17 protein-coding genes are annotated in these 22,148 nt (G+C 42.0%); 7 read left to right on the top strand and 10 right to left on the bottom strand.

Annotated features, from left to right (window positions below; translation table 11 throughout):
* Positions 1-4 precede the first annotated feature (4 nt).
* A complete protein-coding gene (locus tag ACEQZT_RS11880; RefSeq protein ID WP_370089658.1) occupies positions 5-2,689 on the bottom strand; it encodes a CHAT domain-containing protein in 2,685 nt (894 codons plus the stop codon).
* Positions 2,690-2,693: 4 nt separating this feature from the next.
* Entirely contained in the window at positions 2,694-3,653 is a 960-nt protein-coding gene (locus ACEQZT_RS11875; RefSeq protein WP_370089657.1) for a hypothetical protein, read from the bottom strand.
* A 147-nt stretch (positions 3,654-3,800) separates the two neighbouring features.
* Between ACEQZT_RS11875 and ACEQZT_RS11870 the strand changes: the two genes are divergently transcribed.
* Positions 3,801-4,631 carry a hypothetical protein gene (locus tag ACEQZT_RS11870; protein WP_370089656.1) on the top strand — a complete coding sequence of 277 codons (831 nt, stop codon included), beginning with the start codon at positions 3,801-3,803 and terminating at the stop codon, positions 4,629-4,631.
* Between the two features lie 62 nt (positions 4,632-4,693).
* On the opposite strand, the gene ACEQZT_RS11865 is transcribed toward ACEQZT_RS11870, so the two are convergent.
* Positions 4,694-5,344, bottom strand: a complete 651-nt coding sequence (locus ACEQZT_RS11865; RefSeq protein WP_370089655.1) for a DUF4159 domain-containing protein — start codon at positions 5,342-5,344, stop codon at positions 4,694-4,696.
* A gap of 34 nt (positions 5,345-5,378) precedes the next feature.
* On the bottom strand, positions 5,379-6,989 hold the full coding sequence (gene pafA, locus ACEQZT_RS11860) for an alkaline phosphatase PafA (protein WP_370089654.1): 1,611 nt from the start codon (positions 6,987-6,989) through the stop codon (positions 5,379-5,381).
* Positions 6,990-7,121: 132 nt separating this feature from the next.
* On the opposite strand from pafA, the gene guaA reads away from it, so the two are divergent.
* The 3 genes from guaA to hemL are packed head-to-tail and all read left to right on the top strand — an operon-like array spanning position 7,122 to position 11,789.
* Complete coding sequence (gene guaA, locus ACEQZT_RS11855; RefSeq protein ID WP_370089653.1) at positions 7,122-8,645, top strand: glutamine-hydrolyzing GMP synthase; 1,524 nt, start codon at positions 7,122-7,124, stop codon at positions 8,643-8,645.
* A gap of 29 nt (positions 8,646-8,674) precedes the next feature.
* A complete protein-coding gene (locus ACEQZT_RS11850) occupies positions 8,675-10,513 on the top strand; it encodes a hypothetical protein (protein ID WP_370089652.1) in 1,839 nt (612 codons plus the stop codon).
* Positions 10,497-11,789 (top strand): glutamate-1-semialdehyde 2,1-aminomutase, encoded by a 1,293-nt coding sequence (gene hemL / locus ACEQZT_RS11845; RefSeq protein ID WP_370089651.1) that lies wholly within the window; start codon positions 10,497-10,499, stop codon positions 11,787-11,789. The genes ACEQZT_RS11850 and hemL overlap by 17 nt, the downstream gene beginning before the upstream one ends.
* On the opposite strand, the gene ACEQZT_RS11840 is transcribed toward hemL, so the two are convergent.
* From ACEQZT_RS11840 to ACEQZT_RS11830, 3 genes are read right to left on the bottom strand one after another with little or no spacing between them, the layout of a single operon-like run.
* Complete coding sequence (locus tag ACEQZT_RS11840; RefSeq protein ID WP_370089650.1) at positions 11,769-12,755, bottom strand: DUF3667 domain-containing protein; 987 nt, start codon at positions 12,753-12,755, stop codon at positions 11,769-11,771. The genes hemL and ACEQZT_RS11840 overlap by 21 nt on opposite strands.
* Positions 12,733-12,909, bottom strand: coding sequence for a hypothetical protein (locus ACEQZT_RS11835; RefSeq protein WP_370089649.1), 177 nt, complete (start codon positions 12,907-12,909; stop codon positions 12,733-12,735). Before ACEQZT_RS11835 ends, ACEQZT_RS11840 begins: the two co-directional genes overlap by 23 nt.
* Entirely contained in the window at positions 12,906-14,243 is a 1,338-nt protein-coding gene (locus tag ACEQZT_RS11830; protein WP_370089648.1) for a nodulation protein NfeD, read from the bottom strand. The genes ACEQZT_RS11835 and ACEQZT_RS11830 overlap by 4 nt, the downstream gene beginning before the upstream one ends.
* Positions 14,244-14,346: 103 nt before the next feature.
* On the opposite strand from ACEQZT_RS11830, the gene ACEQZT_RS11825 reads away from it, so the two are divergent.
* The 3 genes from ACEQZT_RS11825 to ACEQZT_RS11815 are packed head-to-tail and all read left to right on the top strand — an operon-like array spanning position 14,347 to position 16,761.
* Positions 14,347-14,982 (top strand): hypothetical protein, encoded by a 636-nt coding sequence (locus ACEQZT_RS11825; protein WP_370089647.1) that lies wholly within the window; start codon positions 14,347-14,349, stop codon positions 14,980-14,982.
* The gene (locus ACEQZT_RS11820) at positions 14,957-15,994 is read left to right on the top strand and encodes a LysM peptidoglycan-binding domain-containing protein (protein WP_370089646.1); all 1,038 of its coding nucleotides are present in this window, start codon (positions 14,957-14,959) and stop codon (positions 15,992-15,994) included. Before ACEQZT_RS11825 ends, ACEQZT_RS11820 begins: the two co-directional genes overlap by 26 nt.
* Positions 15,991-16,761: a TIGR02757 family protein gene (locus ACEQZT_RS11815; protein ID WP_370089645.1), complete on the top strand. Its 771-nt coding sequence runs from the start codon at positions 15,991-15,993 to the stop codon at positions 16,759-16,761. Before ACEQZT_RS11820 ends, ACEQZT_RS11815 begins: the two co-directional genes overlap by 4 nt.
* On the opposite strand, the gene ACEQZT_RS11810 is transcribed toward ACEQZT_RS11815, so the two are convergent.
* The 3 genes from ACEQZT_RS11810 to ACEQZT_RS11800 all read right to left on the bottom strand — a co-directional run bounded on the left by ACEQZT_RS11810 (position 16,758) and on the right by ACEQZT_RS11800 (position 21,985).
* On the bottom strand, positions 16,758-18,170 hold the full coding sequence (locus tag ACEQZT_RS11810) for a hypothetical protein (protein ID WP_370089644.1): 1,413 nt from the start codon (positions 18,168-18,170) through the stop codon (positions 16,758-16,760). The genes ACEQZT_RS11815 and ACEQZT_RS11810 overlap by 4 nt on opposite strands.
* A 433-nt stretch (positions 18,171-18,603) precedes the next feature.
* Positions 18,604-19,341, bottom strand: a complete 738-nt coding sequence (locus ACEQZT_RS11805) for a hypothetical protein (RefSeq protein ID WP_370089643.1) — start codon at positions 19,339-19,341, stop codon at positions 18,604-18,606.
* A 238-nt stretch (positions 19,342-19,579) separates the two neighbouring features.
* A complete protein-coding gene (locus ACEQZT_RS11800) occupies positions 19,580-21,985 on the bottom strand; it encodes an ABC transporter permease (RefSeq protein WP_370089642.1) in 2,406 nt (801 codons plus the stop codon).
* Positions 21,986-22,148 lie beyond the last annotated feature (163 nt).

Here is a 22,148-nt window from a genome sequence, read left to right as displayed (position 1 = left end):
ACACTTACATACCAACCAAAATAAATGGAGCCCAGTAATGAGGACGGGCATATTGCTCAGAACTCAGCAAGCTTAGTTTGGCCTGACGAAGCGCTGCATTGTAGCCATGATGCTCGTTGTTGAGATTGTACTTGTAAAATTCAATCATCATCTGAGCAGTGGAGGCATCTACCACCTGCCAAAGGGAAACAATGATGTTGTTTGCTCCAGCATATTGCAAGGCTCTACTCAGTCCTACAATACCTTCACCCTTTGCTACTTTTCCAAGACCGGTTTCACAAGCTGAAAGAGTCACCAGATCAGCATCGATATTTAGGTTGTAGATTTCTCCCGTGTAGAGACTACCATCCTCATCATCACCAGGCTTAAGGAAAATTCTGGAAAGGGCGGGTTCCGACTCATTGACCAGCCCGTGGGTGGCGAAGTGGAGGTATCGGTACTTGCTCAAGTTCTCCTTTTTAAAATTTGACTCGCTGGCATCACGCCCTGTCTGTACCTTGGTTTCGCAGTTGCTGCCCATAAACAAATACCTGATTTCATCGATCTCCTTTTCTGAATCTGGCAGGGTAGCCATTCTGATTTCATTGTCTTCAAAACTAACAGGGGCTATGAGTAGAATCTCAGGTTTTATTTGTTTGTCATCCGCTTTTCGTTCATTGAACAAGGTGGCAGAATAATCATACGAGACATGATATTTTTTAATAAGGAATTGCGTGTTTTCATACGATTCAGATGTATCATCAGGCTCTACGAAAGCTTCGAAAGGAAGTGTTCCCAAAATACCATCTGGTAAAATGACAAGCTCGGTAATATTAGAAGATAAATTAGGAATCAGTAGCGTATGAAGTGATTTCGCACTTCGGAGAAAGGTTGATTGACTGTTGTACTTAATGCCATTTCTAAGACCAGATATCAGTTTATCAAAATCCCCTCCCTTTGGCTTTCGGACTGCTTGAACTCCCTTTTTGGCAATGATAAAAATGTAGATTTCGTCTTCTCCGAGAAAGTAGGATAGCATTGCGGAATTGTCTGATAGGTGCCGCTGAACCGATGCAACGGTAGCAATGGATTGATCATACTTCAGTCGATAGTATTCAGGGTAGTTGGTTTCCAGATTTTCAATGAAGTCTCTATACGCATTTTGATAGGTAAAGAGCAGATCCTTCATCTCTTGATTGTCTGCGTTTTCCTGCTGGGCTAACTGTTGCTCCAGATAGGATATCTCATCTTTCAGACTATCCTCCAACAAGATTTGCTCATCTGGTATACCGGCAAATTTCTTAGCTTTTGATTCGGTAATGGCCTCAAGTAGAACCGAAGACTTACTTCGTTCACAAAAATCAAAAGCCGTCTGAAGGTGCTTCTTCCTGTTGAAACTTTGCTCACTCAGAATAAGTGATAGCTGGATGCCGTTTTCATAAACCTCTTTTGCAATTTGTCCCAACCGCAGTTTATCCTGTTCATTCAGTCTTTTTCTACGGATGATGGTGATGAGGTCATCACACTTTTGGTAGGTGGCTATCGCGCCTGTTAGGTCCTTTACATTGAGAGATTTTTCGAAATGCAATGCCCCTAGAGTAATCGCCTTTGCTTGCAAAGTCCTTAATAGAATATCACCATTGAAATAGTTTTCGAGTTTCGGCAGTTCATAGATATCTGAAAATACCTGCTCGGGAAGATTGGCGTAGATCGCTCGCTGATAAAACTCCACAGCGACCTTAAACTCACTTTTTGCTTTGTGAATTTCACCAATCAGGTAATAGGTGTTCGCCACATCCGGGTGTTTTTCACCAAATAAGCTGATGTACATCTGAAGTGCTTCCTTCTGATTGAGTAGCGCTTTGTCGTATTCCTTCTTTTCCAGATGAACCCTTCCAATGATAGATTGTATGTAAGCTTTGTTGGGATGTTCTTCCTGATAGGTAGCTTCATAGATTAGTCGCACATTGTTGAGCTGTTGCAACGCTTCGTCAAAGTTTCCTTGCTCCATGTTTGCAAAAGCAATGTTGAGATTGGCTCTCAGCGCTCTTCGACTACTATTTCCAATTTTCTCTTCATAAATGTCTTTGGCTCGATTGAAATAAATCAATGCTTGCAAGGGGTCGTCCTTCAGATAAACCCGACCAAGGTTGTTGTAAGAGTTTGCCACCTCTATGGATTGTGAACCGAAAAGTTTTCTTCGCATCACGAATCCCTGCTCATGATATTGGATGGCGAGTTGTTTGTTTTCATTATTGGTATACACCAATCCGAGTGCATCCAGGCAGTTAGCTTTTTCTTCTGAATCTTCATCTGAAAAGTGTTTCTCTGCTTCAAGCAAATGTTCCAGTGCGTCATCATTTCTGCCAAGGTTGAGGTAACTCACCCCGAGCAGCGTAAGGCATCTAGCTTTCAAAATCTGCTCCGACGGGATGTCTGAAGAAATAAATTCCAGGGTATTCTCAGCCAGACTTTTGGCATGAAATGGATCGCCTGACTCTATCTGACAACTTACCATTTTGAGGTGAGAATCTACATAGTCTGGATACTGCTGGTTAGCAAAAAACAGATCTCCGGCCTCCTTGTATTGAGTGTAGGCATTTGAGTAGTCACCATTCTGATAAAAGGAATTGGCCTGCTGTAGCTGGCTCTGTTGTGCCTGAATCTCGATTGAAAACAGTATGGTAGTAGCTATAAAAACCTTTCTCATGGATTTAGAATTTATAAACATAGCTTACACTTAGCACCTCATCTCTGGTCAGTCCGTCGGGGTTAAAGTCCCGATCGACAAGTTTCACACCTTTGATGATCTTAATGCTATTGTTTACATCGAAGTGGTACCCGAAACTTCCAAGAATAGAAAGTGCCAGACCGGTGGTGTTGTCAAGTTTTTCACGTTCGCCAGTAGTTGTGTTTTCCGCTTCATCCTTTATGATGCGGTAGATTGGTAGGGCTCCAAGTGAAAAGTTAAAGTTGGTGAAGCGCCAGTTTTTTTCTACTCTCAGCATCACATCAATACCTCTTAAAAGATTGTGACCAACGTTGTATTGTTCAATGTATTCTCTGTCTGGATAATTAGGAAATCCACTCCATAGGAATTGATTGCCATTTCTAGTCAGTGGGATCTGTATACCGGTTGCAAAGAGCCAGTTTCTACTTATGGCAGAGATGCCCGCGATAGCATCATATGAGCCAAGACTTTGCTGATAGTACATGTGAATGGGAGCATCCACTCCTCCTGTATGTTCATTATTGACTGTTTTGTTTGCATCGTTTGTAGGTATCTTGGCTCCAAGGGTGCCATTGATGTTCCACTTCTCCGAAGATTTTAACAGCCGTGTGTAGCTCATTGAAATATCACCTAGTCCGGCAGTTTCTCCAAGTGTTCCATTTACCCATTGATATGGTAACTTAATTTGGAATGAACTGTAATCATTTATCCCAAGATTGAAATCTATTGTGGCGGCATAGATGATGGGGGTCAATAAGCTAGTTCCTTTATAGTAATTAAACTCAATAGACCGGAGTTTAATGGCTATTCGCTTGCTATAATTCTGGTCCGGCTTCATGGCACCCATGGTGCAAAAGCCTGCATCGCTACAGCCCTGAGCATATATACATGTGGTTGAAAGCAAAAAAAGTGATAAAACAAAAAGATGTCGATAGGTGCGCATGGTTGTGATGATAGGATTATACGACTATACAATAATACGTAATCAAGAAACACTTACTTCAGAAATTTTTTCTTTTCGATTAAACCATCGGACAGAGGAGCTGTCAAAGGTGCAAATCATTTGAAAACTAATACTGATAATACGATTATGAAAAAGCTACTATTTATTACCGCGATTGCCTTTGCTACTTTTTTGACCTCATGTAGTAAGGATGAAGAAGTTGGGACGAGTGACATCCTGGAAGAAATGGATGCGGAAGCTGACGCAGCACTTGAGTCCAATTATGAAGATATTGACATGATTGCCGAAGCTGGTGTGGCCTTTACCGATGAATCAGGCAGAGTAGAGCGTGATGAAATCCTTGACTGTGCGGATGTGACGCATGATCAGGAGAATAAAACGATAACCATTGATTATGGTGATGGCTGTGAAATTAGAGGAGGAAGGATTTTGAAAGGAAAAATCATCATCGAGTATAATGAAAGAAAACTGATACCCGGCGCTTATAGAATTATCACGCTTGAAGACTTTTACATTGATGAAGTGCACGTAGAAGGCACTAGAACACTCACTAATATTTCTGAAAGCCTTGAAGACGATCCTACGTTTAGCATTGAGTTGGTGGGGGGAAAGCTTTCATTCCCTGATGGAACCACAGCTACTAGAGACGCTGAGCATGTAAAAACATGGATCAGAGCCAGCAATCCCTTGAATGATGAGTGGCATGTAGATGGCGAAGCAAATGGATCTAACCGCAGAGATGTGAGATACGAAATTGAGATTCTTGAGACACTAATTTTCAAGAGATCATGTAGAGCAAGCAGAGTGTTTATTCCTGTGGCGGGTATCAAGCAGGTGACCTTTGGTGATAATGTTGCAGTGATCGACTATGGAGATGGAGCGTGCGACAATGAAGTGACCATAACACTCAATGGAGAAACATTTACAAAAACTATTGAGCCTAGAGGAGAGCGATAGAATATAATTCTTCAGGTAGGTTAATTGCCCCATGACTCTTCGGAGGATTGGGGCTTCCTTGTTTACAACTCAGCTGTGAAAGCATAAGAAATGATATTGGCACCCATTTTTAGTGCCTCCAGACGAATGGCTTGCGGATCATTGTAAACTGACTGATCTTCCCATCCATTCCCCAAATCTGATTCATAAGAATAAAAACAAACCAATCTGCCTTCATAGATAATTCCATAACCCTTTGGAGGCTTTCCATCATGCTGATGAATCTTGGGTAGCCCATCATCAAAATCGAACTTTTGATGGTAAATAGGGTGATCAAATGGTATCTCGACGAACTCTAACTCGGGAAAGACTTTTTTCATTTCCATTCGTACAAACTGATCCAGTCCGTAGTTATCGTCTATATGGAGAAAGCCACCAGAGGTGAGATAGCTTCTTAGGTTTTCAGCCTGAGCATTATTAAAAACCACGTTTCCGTGCCCAGTCATGTAGACATACGGGTAGAGGTATAGATCAGGACTACCTACACTCACCACATCTTCTGAGAGTGCCAGGTTAGTATTTATTTGCTCGTTGCAAAACTCAATGAGGTTAGGCAGGGCTGTTTTATTTGCATACCAGTCACCACCTCCATCGTATTTAAGTTTAGCGATTTTTACTGGCTGGGCTGAGGCACTCAATGTCCCTATCAACAGAAGAATCCAAAGTTTTCTCATAGACTCAATTATACTGATGTTGAGTCAAATAGTTTTAATCAAACAACTCAATCAACGGATCGCCAGAGGCTCCACTAGGAAGTGCGATATTTAAAAGCATGGAGAGTGAAGGTGCTATGTCTGTGATTGAGACAGGTCTAAAGCTTGTTCCTTTTTTAATTCCGGCTCCATAAAAAATGATCGGAATATGTGTGTCGTAGGTATAAGGTGTACGATGATCTGTGCCTTGTCTGCCCCATGCATCATTGAGGTCACTTGGTGATAGTATGTAAAGAATATCACCACAACGCTTATTGTCATATCCGTTTTGCAAGCGGACAAGCATGGGGTCTGTAAACATTCTCATGGCTACCATATCAGCGTCAAATGCCTCTACCACATAATCTTCTTTGGTCAATGTGCTGATCACCTGATCTTTAACCTCCTTCAGGCTGAGATTTTTACTTTCTATCAACTCGTGATTCAGATAAACCTGCTCATTGATTATATAGCTGATCCATTTTCCATCACCGTATTTTTTTACCAGATCATCATTCAAAATAGACTTGATATATCCATTGTTGTGATAGCCAGATGGCATTTTGTTTTTGTACATATAGGCAGGCACGTCGGTAGCTCCATGATCTGCCGAGAGAAAGACCAGGTATTTTCCTTCACCAACAGTTTCATCCAGAAAATTTAAGAACTCACTAATCTCCCGATCTAGCCTTAAGTAAGTGTCTTGAACCTCCATAGACCGGGGGCCAAATTTGTGTCCAATATCATCAGTCGCTGAAAAGCTCATCGTCAAAAAATCTGGTATGGTATCCATTCCCATTTTTTCACCTGTCACAGCTCGCATGGAAACTTCTTTCACCAGCGTATTGGTAAAAGGCGTGTACTTCAGCAATGAATTGTCTTTTTTGTGTTTTGGTAGATCGTGAGGGAATGTCACTCCCAGTCCTTTTCTAAGCTCCTGTTCATAAGGATTTTCATCCTCGATGCTTTCATTGTACACTTCAGGTCTTCTCAGTAAATCCCACTTTTCGCTCAAAAACTGAGTCGGTCTGTTTAGCTTATTGTATTCTTTCACCCAGTCAGGTAAATCATTTCGGTAGTAGGTACTTGTGATCATGTTTCCACTCTCCAGATCGTACCAATAAGCCCCTGTTGGGTTGTGTCCTGCGGGTATGGCAGCACCACGGTCTTTCAGCGAAATGCCAACCACCTTGGCATTGAAGTTGTAAAAAAGTCTAAGTTCATCTGTTATTGTGGTGGTCTTTACATTTCTGGGAGACACCTCTCCATTTGATGTACCCCCGACCACAGATGCAGTGGTGTCTTCAACGCAGTTGAACTTCCGATCAATCGATGGCACATACCAGTCATTTCCAACAATTCCGTGGCGAGAAGGTGTTGTACCGGTAAAAATGGACGTATGTCCCGGGCCTGTTTTGGTGGGGATGTAGTTGTAGTGCGCATTTCTGAATAAAAATCCATCTTCCACTAATCTTTTAAATCCTCCTTCTTCAAAATCATTGTAATAGCGGGAGATATAGTCATAGCGCATTTGATCAACAACGATACCTACCACCAATCTTGGCTTTTCCTGAGCTTGAAGGCTATTAATGAGGAGAATTAAGAGTATAGACAAGAGTTTTTTCATAGCAGTTTTTCCTAAAAAACGTGAAGGTATTAAACCAAAATTATTCCAGAGTTAAATCGTTTGCATTGTTATGTGAATTTTCGATAAAAGATCAGGCAAACAGTATGGCTTTAAGCCTGTAATTTTGCGGCCATGCAAGATAAAATCCTGATCCTTGATTTTGGTTCTCAATACACCCAACTCATCGCCAGAAGAGTGAGAGAGCTAAATGTCTACTGTGAGATTCATCCGTTTAGCAAGTTTGAAATTACTCCCGATGTAAAAGGAGTGATCCTTTCAGGAGGTCCATGCTCGGTACTGGATGAAGGCTCGCCCGATATGAATATGGATGATCTCGGAGATTTGCCAGTATTAGGAATTTGCTACGGAGCACAGCTTCTCGTTCAAAAAAACGGTGGGACAGTAGCTAAATCGAATCACAGAGAGTACGGCAGGGCAAATCTAAAAACAGTTGATTCACATTTTGACCTGCTGAAAGAGGTAGAAATAGGTTCTCAGGTTTGGATGTCTCATGGAGATACAATTACCAACTTGCCCGAAAATTTTCAGCTTATATCAGCTACAGAATCCATACCGGTAGCAGCATATAAAATCAAAGATAAGCCTGTTTACGGCATTCAGTTTCACCCGGAGGTTACCCACAGTATTCAGGGGAAAGTAGTCCTTCGAAACTTCGTTGTTCATATCTGCAAGGCATCTCAGGATTGGACGCCAGATATCTTTGTTGAGGAGACAGTAGCTCAGCTAAAGGAGCAACTTGGAGATGATAAGGTAGTCCTGGGACTTTCAGGTGGAGTAGATTCTTCAGTAGCTGCAATGCTCATTCATCAGGCCATAGGAAAAAACCTCTACTGCATTTTTGTGGACAATGGACTTCTCAGGAAAAATGAATTTGAAGATGTACTAAAGTCCTACGAGGGTCTTGGACTAAATGTAAAAGGAGTAGACGCCAAGTCTCGTTTTTACAATGAATTGAAAGGTGAGAGTGATCCTGAGAAAAAGCGAAAAATTATCGGAAGAGTTTTTATTGAGGTATTTGATGAGGAGGCAAAAAGTATCAAAGATGTAAAGTGGCTGGGGCAGGGTACTATCTACCCCGATGTGATTGAATCTGTATCAGTCAATGGCCCTTCAGTGACCATCAAGTCTCACCACAATGTTGGTGGACTGCCTGATAAAATGAACCTGAAAGTGGTGGAGCCACTCAACACGCTTTTCAAAGACGAAGTAAGAAACGTAGGTAAAACACTCGAAATTCCTGATTTTATTTTAGGTCGTCACCCATTCCCAGGACCAGGATTGGGCATCAGGATTCTAAGTGACGTTACTGCCGAGAAGGTGAGAATTCTTCAGGATGTGGACGCCATTTTCATCAATGGATTGAAAGAAGAGGGACTCTATGATGAAGTTTGGCAGGCAGGTGCAATGTTGCTGCCTGTTCAGTCAGTAGGAGTAATGGGTGATGAAAGAACCTACGAAAATGTGGTTGCTCTCAGAGCAGTAGCTAGCCTTGATGGGATGACTGCTGACTGGGTGCATTTGCCTTATGAATTTTTAGGAAGAGTTTCGAATAAGATCATCAATCAGGTAAAAGGAGTAAACCGAGTAGTTTATGATATCAGCTCCAAGCCACCTGCCACTATTGAGTGGGAATAATCGTTAGCTTTGGAAATAAAGAATCAGCCGTGAGATCAATCTTTTTTAGTCTTTTATTTTTTGCATTTCTAATTGGTTCCGCTCAGTCCAATCAGGGGGAGTACCTGGAAGCCAAGCGTCAATTTTCGTTAGGAAACTATCGAGAAGCAATGCAGGCTTTTCATTATTTGAGCAACGATGATGTTTTTGGGGAGTATGCTTCGTTTTATTATGCCCTTTCCGCATTGAAACTCGATCAGCCTAAAGTGGCGGAAGATATGTGGAAGCAGATCAGGGTGAAGTATCCTGATTGGGACAAACAGCAAGAAGTTGATTTTTGGCTGGCGTATGTTGCCTTTGATCAGGGTAAACTCTGGCAAGCGTTTAGAGAGGCAGAATCACTACCGGAAGATTGGAAAAGTTTTCTGATAAATACGTACATAGGTAAAATGTCTCTTTCAGCCTTAGATTCGGCCTATGCACTCAATCCAAACAACAAAAGTATTGCGGAATTTTACCTGAAAGCCATTAAGGATCAGCCATATGACGAGCGCGATCAGTTTATGATGATCGAGCTCGCTGAAAAGTTTGATCTGGAGTTGGGGGGAGACGAAAGCCTTCCTGTGATTAAGAAAGATGAATATGCCGTAGCTGTAGTGCTTCCCTTTATGTACGAGTCATTGGGGAATCCCCAGACTGTTATCAGGAACTCTATCATTTTCGACCTGTATCAGGGAATGGAATTAGCACAACGAGAGCTGTTGGATAAGGAAAGAATAAAGCTCAATTTATTCCCATTTGATACACAAAAAAAGGGATCAACAAGCTATGAGTTGGTGCAGAGCAAAAAGCTTGACAATGCGGATGTGATAGTTGGCCCATTGTATCCTGGTCCTCTTAATTATATCAGCCAGTTTTCCAAAGAAAATAAGGTGACCATGATCAATCCTGTATCTTCAAATGAAGAAGTAATTGGGGATAATCCATATTCTTATTTGTTCAAGCCCTCCTATAGTACGCAAGGCAGGGAGGCAGCCAAGTTTGCAGCTCAGAAGTTTACAGACAACAAAAAGCTTTTCATTTTCTACGAAACAGATCGGGACAGCATTGTGGCCAATGCCTACAGGGAAACAATAGAGAGAGACAGCTTTTTTGTGGTTCGGTTTGAGCGACTAACTAACGAAGATGCGCAGCAAATTCAAAAGGACTTTACAGAACAATACGAAGTTCGATTGGATACCATGTATCGCCAGTCCGAGATTGATTCGATAGCAAGGTTACCAGGTAGGATTGTTCGTACTCGAAGTTTGAGAAATGAAGTGACAGGCAGAATCATCCGTGATGCAAGTGGACAGGATGTGATTGAATCGTACGAGGTGAAATTTAAAGTGCAGCCGGATAGCATAGGTCACATATTTGCGGCTACTTCCAGCAATTTGTTAGCCAACAACTTTATAAGTATGGTGGAGGTTAGGAGCGACAGTATTGGTCTCATCGGGTATGAAGATTGGCTGGATTTCTCTTTGGTGTCATATTCACAGCTAGAGCGCCTACAGGTAGATTTTCTGAGTCCTTCTTATTACGATGTTGAAAGTGTTAATTATGACCGACTGAGATCGAAGTTCATCCGAACCATAGGGAAGGAACCAAGTGAGTATCATCTATATGGATATGAATTGATGTGGCATCTAGGTAAGATGCTGGATGAGCATGGTATCTATTTCCAGCGTGGTTGGTCTGATGGAAATTTTCGCCCCGGCTATGTCATGGAAGGTGTGAAATACGGTGTTTATAAGGACAATCAAGTGGTGCCGATCACTACACTGAGAAATTTGGAACTGAAAAATCAGAATACGGAAAAAGAAACAATTGATGAAGATAGAGACTAGCAGAGAGCTTTTTGAGCGAGCGAAAGATTATATACCCGGAGGGGTAAATTCTCCGGTACGGGCTTTTAAAGCAGTAGGGGGAGACCCTATTTTTTTTGCTAAGGCTGAGGGCGCTTACATGTATGATGAGGACGGAAACTCCTACATTGACCTGATCAATAGCTGGGGGCCAATGATCCTTGGTCACGCTAATAAGCAAATTGAGGAGGCGATTTTCAAAGCGGTGATTGGCTCTCCTTCTTTTGGAGCACCCAGCAGAATGGAAGTGGAACTTGCTGAATTGATTACTGAAATGGTACCTTCTATTGAGAAGGTAAGAATGGTAAACTCTGGTACTGAAGCTACCATGTCAGCCATTCGACTGGCACGTGGATTTACAAAACGAGATAAAGTTCTGAAATTTGAAGGCTGCTATCATGGTCACGGTGATTCATTTTTGATAGCTGCCGGAAGTGGGGCTATGACCATGGGCTCTCCGGATAGCCCGGGAGTGACTAAAGGAACAGCTCAGGACACATTGCTTGCTCCGTTTAACGATCTTGAAAAAGTGAAGGAAGTAGTAGCTTCCAATAAAGGAGAAATTGCCGCCATCATTGTGGAGCCGGTCCCTGGTAATATGGGTTGTGTACTGCCCAAGGATGGATTTTTGGAAGGTTTGCGATCCGTTTGCGATGAAGATGGTATTCTTCTGATCTTCGATGAAGTGATGACTGGATTTCGTCTGGCAAAAGGAGGTGCGCAGGAGGTATATAATGTACGACCTGATTTGACCACTCTTGGTAAAATCATTGGAGCGGGAATGCCGGTAGGAGCCTATGGTGGACGAAAAGACGTTATGGATTTTGTGTCACCTTCCGGGCCTGTTTATCAAGCTGGTACTCTTTCGGGCAATCCCGTTGCTATGGCAGCTGGGTTTGCGCAGCTAAGCTATCTGGATGACCATCCGGAAGTTTATACCAATCTGGAAAAGACCACAAAGAAAATCTTAAGTGGCTATGAAAAAGTACTGAAGAAACACAAACTGAACTATACCATGAATCAGATCGGTAGCATGATCAGTTTGTTTTTCACTGACAAGGAAGTGGTTGACTTTGAAACAGCCAAAACATGCAATACTGAGCTGTTCGGGAAGTATTTCAGATTTATGCTGGAAAATGGTATTTATCTCGCACCATCACAGTTTGAGACTCTATTCATTTCCAATTGCATTGGGGATGAGGAAGTGAAAAAGATTGTGAGTTCGTTTGACGATTTCCTAAAACAAAGCCAGGGATAACAATACGCCAATAAGTAACGAGAATGAAATGATGATCGTGTAAATAAATCCAATCATCAATAGTCTCAGCGAACTCCAAATGATTTTTACACCATAAACATTCTTAAAGCTTACAGCAATGTAGACTGAGGTTATGATTAGACTGATAGGCAGTCCGAAATCTTCAAAATCATCTATCAAAAGTGAAAATACCCATACCCATCCAAGCAAGAAAAAGTAGAATGAGTGGATATGAATTGAGTGTATTAAGTGCTTAATGTACAGCCCCTTCCGCCAAAAGAATAGCTTTAGAAGAAAGGCATAAATGGGTAAAATAAAAAAAATGATCAGCGGTATCTGCCGCATGATATAGGAGTTTAATGAGGCCTTGGTTTCCTGACTTATCTTGACACTTTTTTCAATTGCCAACTTTCTAAACGTTGAGTAATCACTCATCTTAAGCGAATCCATGATGCCCTTTGCATCCAGAGAGGTTGTTTCTATCAAGTGTCTGCTGAGTCTGTATTGATTGCTACTTAAGGGCCAATTTTCTCCAAAAACCAGCTGTTTCGAAGTATCCGGCAAGTTGTATAGGCTATCAAATTCAATATCGGTCAAAGTTTGGGAATCTCCCTCCTGAAAGACCCTTTGTTTTTTGTCCTGAACCGTAGGCTCAAACATCTTGGCCATAAAGAAGAAATGAAAAATGCTGATGACCAGGTACCACCTGATTGGATTGGCATAATAAACCCTCTTCCCTTCAATGAAAGCATTAGTGATTTTGCCAGGATTGAAAAGAAAGGGCTTGAATGTGTGTGCAAATCGGGAATCCAGCGAGAAGAAGTTGGATGTAAACTCCCTCATAAGCAAGCCAATGCTTACGTGGTGGTCGGTGTTTTCCTGGCCACAGTTTGGACAATAATTATGTTTTTGATTGAGGAGCTCGCCGCAATTGAGGCAGGCTTTATGTTTCCTTCTCTTTTTCACCTGGTTTGAACTTGTTGAGTAAAAATGCCACTCCCCACATGCCGAGCGCTATAAAACTATAAAGGATTTGATCGGTTTCTGTCCTCAGGGAGAAGAAAAGAAAAACAAACGCCAGAATGGTGAATGTCCAGATTAGTGTTGGGAATAGTTTCATTGAGCCTCCTTTACTTTCAAGCTTGTTCCCTCGTCGGAAATAACCTCTATCTCCACACCTTCGTCAATGAAGTTCCCTCGAGTAAAAGCATCATATATTTCACCATCAATCTCCACTTTTCCGCTCGGTCTCAACCGTGTGTATGCGACACCTTTTTTGCCCACCATAGATTTGGCCTTATAGAAGGTGGAGGTAAATCCCTGCTCTGAATCTTGTACATCCTGCAGAGCAATTCGTTTGAATACATTGCTGTTGATCAATCGGGCACCTCCAAAAAACATGACTATAATGGCGCCCATCATTCCTGCTAGGACGGTGGTCACCGATACGAAAATTTCCTGCTCGCCCACAAACGAAAAATCAAACATGTCATTGTTGAGCATTACCAGCACCAGAGATCCCAGTGTACAGATCAACCCCAGAACACCTGCCACCCCAAAACCAGGTATAACGAAAACTTCCAGCCCGATAAGTATGATCCCAACTACAAATAGGATGATCTCCCAATTCTCAGCAAGTCCATTCAGATAGTTGGGGACAAAGTACAGGATGATGGCTACCAAAGAAGCCAAAATCGGGAAGCCAACTCCGGGTGTCTGCAGCTCAAAGTAGATGCCTCCAATAATGATGAGAATAAGTATACCACTAACGAAAGGATTCAAGAAAAGTGAAATAATTTTTTCAGTGGTGCCCAATTTGAACTCTTGTAATTCATAATCTTCAACCCCGGATCGCTTCATGATATCATCAATACTGTTCACCTCAGCTTCGCAGAAACCGTATTTGATAGCCTCTGAAGTAGATAAGGTCAAAATTTTTCCTTCTGTCGCAATGCTGTCCAGATCAATATCTTCATCAACCATAGCCTCTGCCATTCTTGGATTTCTGCCTTTGGCTTCTGCAGTAGATCGCATGATTGAACGCATGTAAGACTGATATTTATCTGGAGCAGCTGCTCCATCCTGAGTTACCACGGTAGCCGCCCCGATGCTGGAGCCTTTGGCCATGTATATACTGTCGCATGCAATCGAAATTAGTGCGCCGGCGGAGGCAGCATCTTTATTGATGTATGTATAAATCGGTCTGTCAAAATTTAGAATTCTGGTTCGGATGTCATCCGCATCATTCAGAGCACCTCCATAGGTATCTAGCTCCAGAATTACATAATCAGCATCTAGCTCCTTAGCTTTTTCCAGTCCCAGCTCTGAATATCTGTTGGTGCGCGGATCGATTACATCGTTGATTTTTAAGTGTAAAACCAACGGTCTTTCCTTTTCCTGAGCCCAAAGAAGACCACAAAAAACAAAGCCAGCTATCGCAAACAGTTTTCTCATAATTGATTACTAAAATCACAACAAAAGTCTCAACTTTGAAACAGTCGTTCAGAGGCTAAAGTTATCCTAAAAATGATCGGCGATTAAATTTCTTTCACTCATAATGATTCCGGACTCAATTTCGTGTGTAAAGCTTGATGGACAGATTTGGAATACTGCAATTGATGAACGTAACACTTTGATCTATCTGGATGTGAGAGGGCAACAAGATCAAAGTATTCATGTAATTGAGTTTGACCTGATATCTCTAAAAGTTACTTCTAAAACCTTTGATTTGGCTTGGTGGACACAATTGATTGAGGTTGTGGATGGAAATCTGTATTTCGTTGAATATAGGGATCAGAATGATCCAACGAATAAGAAGTATTTTAAGCTATCGTGGGATGATGGAAATCGTGAAGGTATTGAAGAGTTGCCGAACCTTAAAAAGGAATTGAAACACCCACATATCTACGAGCATGGTGGTTCCTATCATAAGACAGTAGCTGATTTTTTGTCTATGGAGCTTCCACTATCTTGTGAGTATCTGGAGTGGGATGATAAAATCATAATCAGCTACTATCTTCGTTCTGGTAATGGTTTTGATAGATTTATTCTGCTTCTTCAAGATGGAAAGAAGGTTTGGAAGGTGAAGCAGGATGAGCAAATGAAGGGATTTTCTTCTGGCTCATTTTTTGTATTTCAAGAGCAATTAATTTTTATAAAAGATCGAAATGAAGTTTGTGTGTTTCCTGGGTAGTTTCCTGATGACGATCATGACGTTTGCCAATCCTACAGATAGTGTAGGGGTAGAGCGTCGGGATGAGGGCCTGTTCGTCATTCACGAAGTGGAGGAGAAGGAAACGATCTACTCCATTGCCAGGCGATATGGAGGATCGGTGATTGGGATCATTAAGCACAATCAGATTGTAGATAATCGCATTGAGATTGGTCAGACCCTTTATGTGCTGGTAGAAAACGAAAAGCCAGTTCAGGCGATCGTTGTTGAGAAAGTTTCTTCTGCGGAGGGTGTCCATATTGTTCAGCTTGGGGAGACCCTTTATAGCATTTCTAAGATGCACGATGTGAAATTGAAGGATTTGAGGAGGTGGAATAATCTTCCCGACAATGCGATTTCGCCGGGCATGCAGCTGAAGCTGAGCCAGGATGCAGTGATAAATAATGAGAAAATTGAATTACAGCCAAAGCCGGTGGATCAGCCCAAAGACATTGAAAAGGTGGTGAAGGATTCTGTTTCTGCAGAAGATGCAGATCCCCTCGTAAGCTTTGAGAAATACCTGGTTCAAACAGGGGAAACATTATCGACCATCGCTAGAAAAATTGGTGTAAGTATGGATAGCCTGAAACTTTGGAATGGTCTCGAAACAGATTATCTGAAAATAGGGCAGCAACTCTTTTTTAAGGAAAACACAAAGGTGGAAGCAACCACCCTCAACGAACCAACCAAGAAAAAACGAACTCAAATTGATGAGAAAGGATTTGAGCGAGTCTATGAAGAGGGCGTTGCTTCAGTGATCCAAACGATGAATACTTCACGCTATTTAGCTCTTCATAGAACCTTACCAATCGGCACTAACCTTGAGGTGAGAAACCTTATGAACAATCAGGTAGTGCATGTAAAAGTAGTGGGCAAACTACCCAACACAGGTCTCAATAAGAACCTACTGCTTAGGCTTTCGCAACCTGCCTATGACCAACTTGGCATTCTCGATTCAAAATCTCGGGTGGAAGTATCCTACAATAAGCAGTGAATCGTCAGGAGTTAAAATCTTTTCTTGATGCTAAGGTTGAGGAATATAATCAGCCGGGATTTATCCCAAATGATCCTGTCAGCATTCCCCATGAATTCACTAAAAAACAGGATATCGAAATTTCAGGCTTTATAGCTGCTGTGTTCGCATGGGGTCAGCGCAAAACAATCATTAACAAGAGCAGGGAGTTTCTAAATTTGATGGGAAATGACCCTCATAACTTTCTGATTAATTATTCAGAATCAGATTTAAAGCCATTCCTCAATTTCAAGCATCGTACGTTTAACAGTACTGACGCACTCTATTTTCTGCATTTTTTTCGATGGTTTTATGAGCAACATGAGTCACTGGAGGAAGCATTTACAGTATCACTGGGTGAGGAGGCATCCATGGAGATCAGGCTCACTCACTTTTTTGAGTTGTTCTTTTCATTACCCGATCATCCAATTCGTACCTATAAGCATATACCCAATCCTTTAAGAAAATCTGCCTGCAAGCGGATCAATATGTTCTTGCGCTGGATGGTGCGTGACGATGATAAGGGAGTGGATTTTGGTATCTGGAAGAGAATTAAACCCGAGCAGCTTATCTGCCCATGCGACCTGCATGTGGATAGGGTGGCTCGTAAACTTCGTCTCATCAAGCGCAAACAAACCGATTGGCAAACAGCTGTTGAGCTGACTGAGAACTTAAAAAGACTGGACCCTCAGGATCCAGTCAAATACGATTTTGCTTTATTTGGTCTAGGGGTAGAGGAGAAATTCTAGTTCATCATTTTATCAGAGCTCTTCTTCGCATAAAACTCTACCATCTGTCCCTTCACATCACTTTTGCCGTGCAGATAGTACAAGACCAGTGGGGCGCTTGATTGGCCACTGAATGCCTCGGACATAGCTGTCATGTTTTTCAAGCTGCCAAGTCCGGATGAAACGCTCTGTTGAGAGAGGTATTTTAGACTCCCTTTTACCGGTGGCTGCATGACGCTACTCCAGGTTTCTGATTGCAGCTTTTGCACGTTGAGGGTCTGAGCTTTATTGCTCATTGAAGAGCCAGTAAATTCCCCTTTAGCTGTAGCTAAATTCATAAAGACTACCTGCGAGCGTGAGCCGTCTTTTAGCTCTACACGATCTATTTTGAATGCTTTGTCCATGTTGCGTTGGCATGTTAGCAATTCCAGTTTTCCGTTCTCAAATCTCAGCCCAGCTCCAAATCGCATGCCTGGTCTGTTTGCTAGCAATTCACCTGCGCCTTTTACTCGAGGTGTGCCAAGGTTCACTGTTTGCATGAATACATCTCTTTTCTGAACCGGGGTACCATCCGCATTGATCACCTTAAAGAGTCGCACTTTATCCTCGGCAATATCATAGTTGGAAAGGCTGTGATCTTCATATTCGTTGCTTTCAAAATATAAGCCCCAAATAGAGTTGTCTGATGCTGTTACAAGGTTGAGTCCGGCTCCCGAACCATATCTTCGATATTGAGCAATAGGCTCCTTTTGCCATGAGTTGATGTTTTCGTTAGCGGTTTTGTACACCACCACTTTACCGTTGGCATTGTCTTGATCTGCCAGCATGTACCAGCATTTCATTTGCGGGCTGTATGCCAATCCCGCACCACCACTGTTTGTTTTGTCCTGAGCGATTCGAGCTACCTCCACGGTAGCATTAGGGTCTTTCCCCAGATCAAAAATCTGAATTAGCGAGCGCTCCTCTCTCTTTGTTCCAAGTGCCGCCTGACTCACGCCGTACTCAGCTTCTGTGGTGATTGTAAGGTATTTCCCTGTAACCTGTATACCGCATGGGTGAGGGTATCCTTTTTCCAACTCTTTAAGTTGGCTCTGTTTGGTTTTGGTATTGTAGATCCAGAGTTTACCCACTGGCTCTTTGGAGCCTACTGTCACTCCCCCTTTTCCCAGGTTTCCGTCACTAAAAGCTACGTAGATGTATTCTTTATACTGACCAATGGCTTGTGCATGCCATCCACCCACAATTGCGGTAAGGTTGCGACTATCACCGTTTAATTCCTCTCTGACAGAGGTGGAATTAGCCATGGAGCTTAGCAACTTAGGCTGCTCCCCATTTAGCCAATCTAGAGGCACCTTTTCAATCGTAGGCGCCTGACTGAATGAGGCATGGAATAGGAGAGAAAGAAATAGGCCTTGGATGAATTTTTTCATTTGCTGATAATTTATGTCCACCTGTTATACTAAGGTAGAAATCAACTCCGAAACGTTAAGTGGGTGGGGATAGTTGCATGATTTTTGGGCAGATTAAAAAGAATTTTTTAGCTCCCAGACATCCACATAAAGTTCAAAACTCAAGTAGCAAGAAAAAGCCATTGATTTGGAAAAACGAGCGCTGGTGCTAGGGTGTTAGCTTAGAAGTTTGAGGGGAGATAACGTCTAACTAGCGAGAGTATGCCCACTAGTTGTAAAGAGCACTAAACTAGCGAAACTGCCCAACCTCAGCAACAGTATCTATGAAGCACTACGTTGTGAAAGTCTCAATCCAGAAAGACGAAAAGGAGGGAGGGGAAATGAAAGTAGCAGAATGGGCAGTGTAGCGGTCGAGTTGCATGATCTGAGTAGAAAGCACTCCGGCATATGCCTGCTAGTGATTGTTACCTACTGTCATTTCTTCGTATACAAGTTCGTCCAACTCGTAGTTGTAACGTGAAATTATGAAGCCGTTAACAATGTCAAGGGGTTCGATGATGCTTAACAAGGTGTCAAGAGTTGCCTGAGAAGTTGTACTGTCAGCATGAATAATTAGCCAGTTATTTTCAACTTCAGATAACTTGTCATCTTCCTGTCTCACAAAGTATTCTAAGTCAATTAAGCTAGTGGCAATAAAATCCACAGTTTGAAAACAAGTAGAATCTGCATTGTAGTAATAGGATTTACTATGTTGATATGGGGGTCCAATGAATAGATGAGCCTGCTGACTTGGACGAGGTAGTTCTACCTTGGGGTTAGTCGTTGGACTGGTAAGGTTCAGACGAACTAGAGAGTTAGGAAAGTGATCTCTTAAAATATTCCTTTCTTCTCTTCTAAAGAACTTCAAATTCTCGTTGATAAAAAGTGTGTCGTTAATGATCTTGAAGTCAACGTAATCTTCATAGTCAATCACTAAGATTTCCTGATTCTTATGGTTATAAATCCGATTGAAAACTTGATGATAACTAAAAAGATCGTATTTGTTTACTTGAGTAGTTGAATCAGTAACGTCAAGAGTTAGATAGGAACCATCATCTCTTGGAGTAGATTCCCAATGACCTATAAGTCGGTCTTCGTCGGGTTGACAGTTTGAAAGTAAAAAAGTTAGAACCAGCAGTTGAAATATGCGCATGGGTGAGATAGTAGGTAACATTAACGTAAACGCTATATGGCGTTTATCTACCTTTCAAATATAGCGGATGTGCCCTCGTTTTAATTTAAATAAGGCTTTTTATCTATCTGGTTTCCTGCTTTGATCCCAAATAACCGTATTATTAACGTTTTTAAACGTTTGATAATACGGCTATAAATCCTTTTTGCATAAAAAAGCCCACAGAGATGTGGGCCTGGTTTGTGAAAAGTGCTGTGCTTTACTCGTCTCTTAATGAATTGACGGGATTGGAAAGCGCTGCATTGATGGATTTGTAGCTAACAGCTACCATCGCCACAATGAGGGCTCCAACACCTGCAAGCACGTAAATCAGAAGATTGTCAATGCCCAATAGATCAATTCGGTACTGGAAATCGCTGATCCAGTTTTTCAAAAAGTAAAACGCAATAGGCCAGGCAATGATATTTGCAAGAATAATCAGGAATACAAACTCCCTCATTAGCAATTGCACTATCTGACGAATGGTAGAACCAAGCACCTTTCGCACACCTATCTCTTTTTTGCGTTGCTCCACCATAAAGAAGGATAATCCAAAAAGACCGAGTGCTGAAATGATAATGGACAGCCCGGTAAAGGCATTGACCAGTCTTGCAAACAGCTCATCTGATGCGAATATTTGATCAAATTCCTGATCGAAAAATTGAAAATCGAAAGGATAATTTGGGAATACAGCATTCCATTCCGTTTCCAAAAAGTCTAATGTTCCACGCATATCGCCTGGGCTTACTTTTACTACAAGCGTATTGTTTGGTCCGGGATTGTAGAAAATCATCAGGGGCTCGATCTTGTGTCGCATACTGGAAAAATGAAAATCTTTGATCACGCCAATCACTTTTCGGGTGGTAGGATTGTTATTTCCAAAAACTAAATTTTTCCCCACAGCCTCATCCCATCCAAGGGATTCCATCATTGCCTCATTGATAATGATCGACTCCTGCTGATCTGCTCCGAAGCTGGGATCATAATTTCTACCAGCGGCAAGTTCCATACCCATAGACTCCAGATAGTTTTCATCCATAGACATTACACTCACAATCCACGGTTCGTCCTGGTTGCCACCTTCTACATTCACGCCAGCTCGACCAAAAGTGCTCCCTGGCATGTTGTTGGAATAAGCTGTTCCCACAATATTAGCATTGCCATCCAGTCGCTGCTTGTAGCTTTCTATTCCGTTTGATAATCCAGGATCTCCAATGTTGATATTTATAACCTGCTCTTTGTCAAAACCCAGGTGCTTGTTTTTGATGTAATCAATCTGTTTGGAAACAATCAATGTAGTGCAAATCATCCCTATGGCGGCCACAAACTGAAGTACTACCAATGTCTTTCTCAGCCATATTCCTTTTGAGCTGGTTTGAAATCGTCCTCTCAGAATATTGACAGATTTGATACTGGAAAGGATGAATGAAGGATACACGCCAGCAAGAATCCCCACTATAATGGCCAGAGTGATGTAAAATGCTATAATAATTGGACTGCCACTTACAAGCGCCAGAAAGTCAAAATTGAGACTAAGATCAGTGTAGGTGGTTATGATAAAGACTACAGCAAGAGACAGCAGCATGGCGATTGTCGCCATCAGAATGGATTCGATCATGTGCTGACTGATCAGCAATGCTTTGGAACTACCCACTACTTTTCTAATTCCAACCTCTTTGGCACGCGTGGTAGACTGAGCGGTAGTCAGATTCACAAAATTGAAAGCCGCTATAAGTAGGATAAAAATCGCCACACCAGACAAAGAATAGACATAGACCTTATCTCCTTTATTTTGATGGTAATAATCGAAAAGGATTCCTGCAGAACCCAGGTGTATTTCTTCTAATGGCTGGAGTTGTGGAATCCAGAAATCATTCACGTCATTTGCCAGGGCAATGTCGGCCATTTTCGTTTCCACTTCTAGCTCGTCTGCACCTTCTGCCAGTACTGCATAGCCTAACATCCCCAGGCCACCCCAGGAGTTGATGTACTGAGCTAGCGAAGAATCCGATTGGGCGGGGTAGAGAGACATAAGCGCATCAAAACCTAAGTGAGAGTTTTGAGTAATGTTGTCCATCAATCCTACTACTTCCCATGATTGATCATTGATCGTCAATATCTGTCCAACGGATTGCTGATCTGTACCAAATACCTTTTCAGCAAAGGCATCTGTCAAAATCAATTTATGAGGCTGATTGAATTTTTCAAGTGCTTCTTCGCGATTTCGAACAGGTAGATCAAAGATTTCGAAGAAATCATTTTCAACATAGATGGCATGTTCCGAATAATAGCCCTGATCGTCCCGCTCCATGCGCTGTTCGCCGGCATAGAGCATTCGCGAAGCAATCTCGATTTCAGGAATTTCTACTTCTGCTGCCTCCGGCATCCTGGGGTTAGTAATCGCCACCTGATTACTGGTTACGCCAAGTGCTTCATCAATGGTTGTGAATCGATAAATCCGTGATGATTTTTCATGCCATCGATCATACGAGATTTCATTGTACACAAATAGGGAAAGTACAATGAACGTGGAAAACCCCAATATCAGCCCAAGAGCGTTGATAGAGGTGGATAGTTTGTTTTTTTTGAAGCTTCGTAAAGCCACTAATATGAATGTCCTTATCATGATAGTATGAGTTTTTGAGTCATATTAAGCTAGAGACATTGCCGACATTGTACAATGATGGTTACACCAATGGATTTGGGGTGGGATGAAGGGTGTTAAAAAAACGTTAAAATTTTAAAAGGCATAAAAAAAGCCGGTCTGACCGGCTTTAAAATGAGTTATA

Origin of the sequence: Ekhidna sp. (genome assembly GCF_964218185.1) — a bacterium.
GTDB lineage: Bacteria > Bacteroidota > Bacteroidia > Cytophagales > Cyclobacteriaceae > Ekhidna.
This window is presented reverse-complemented; position numbering and strand designations above follow the sequence as displayed.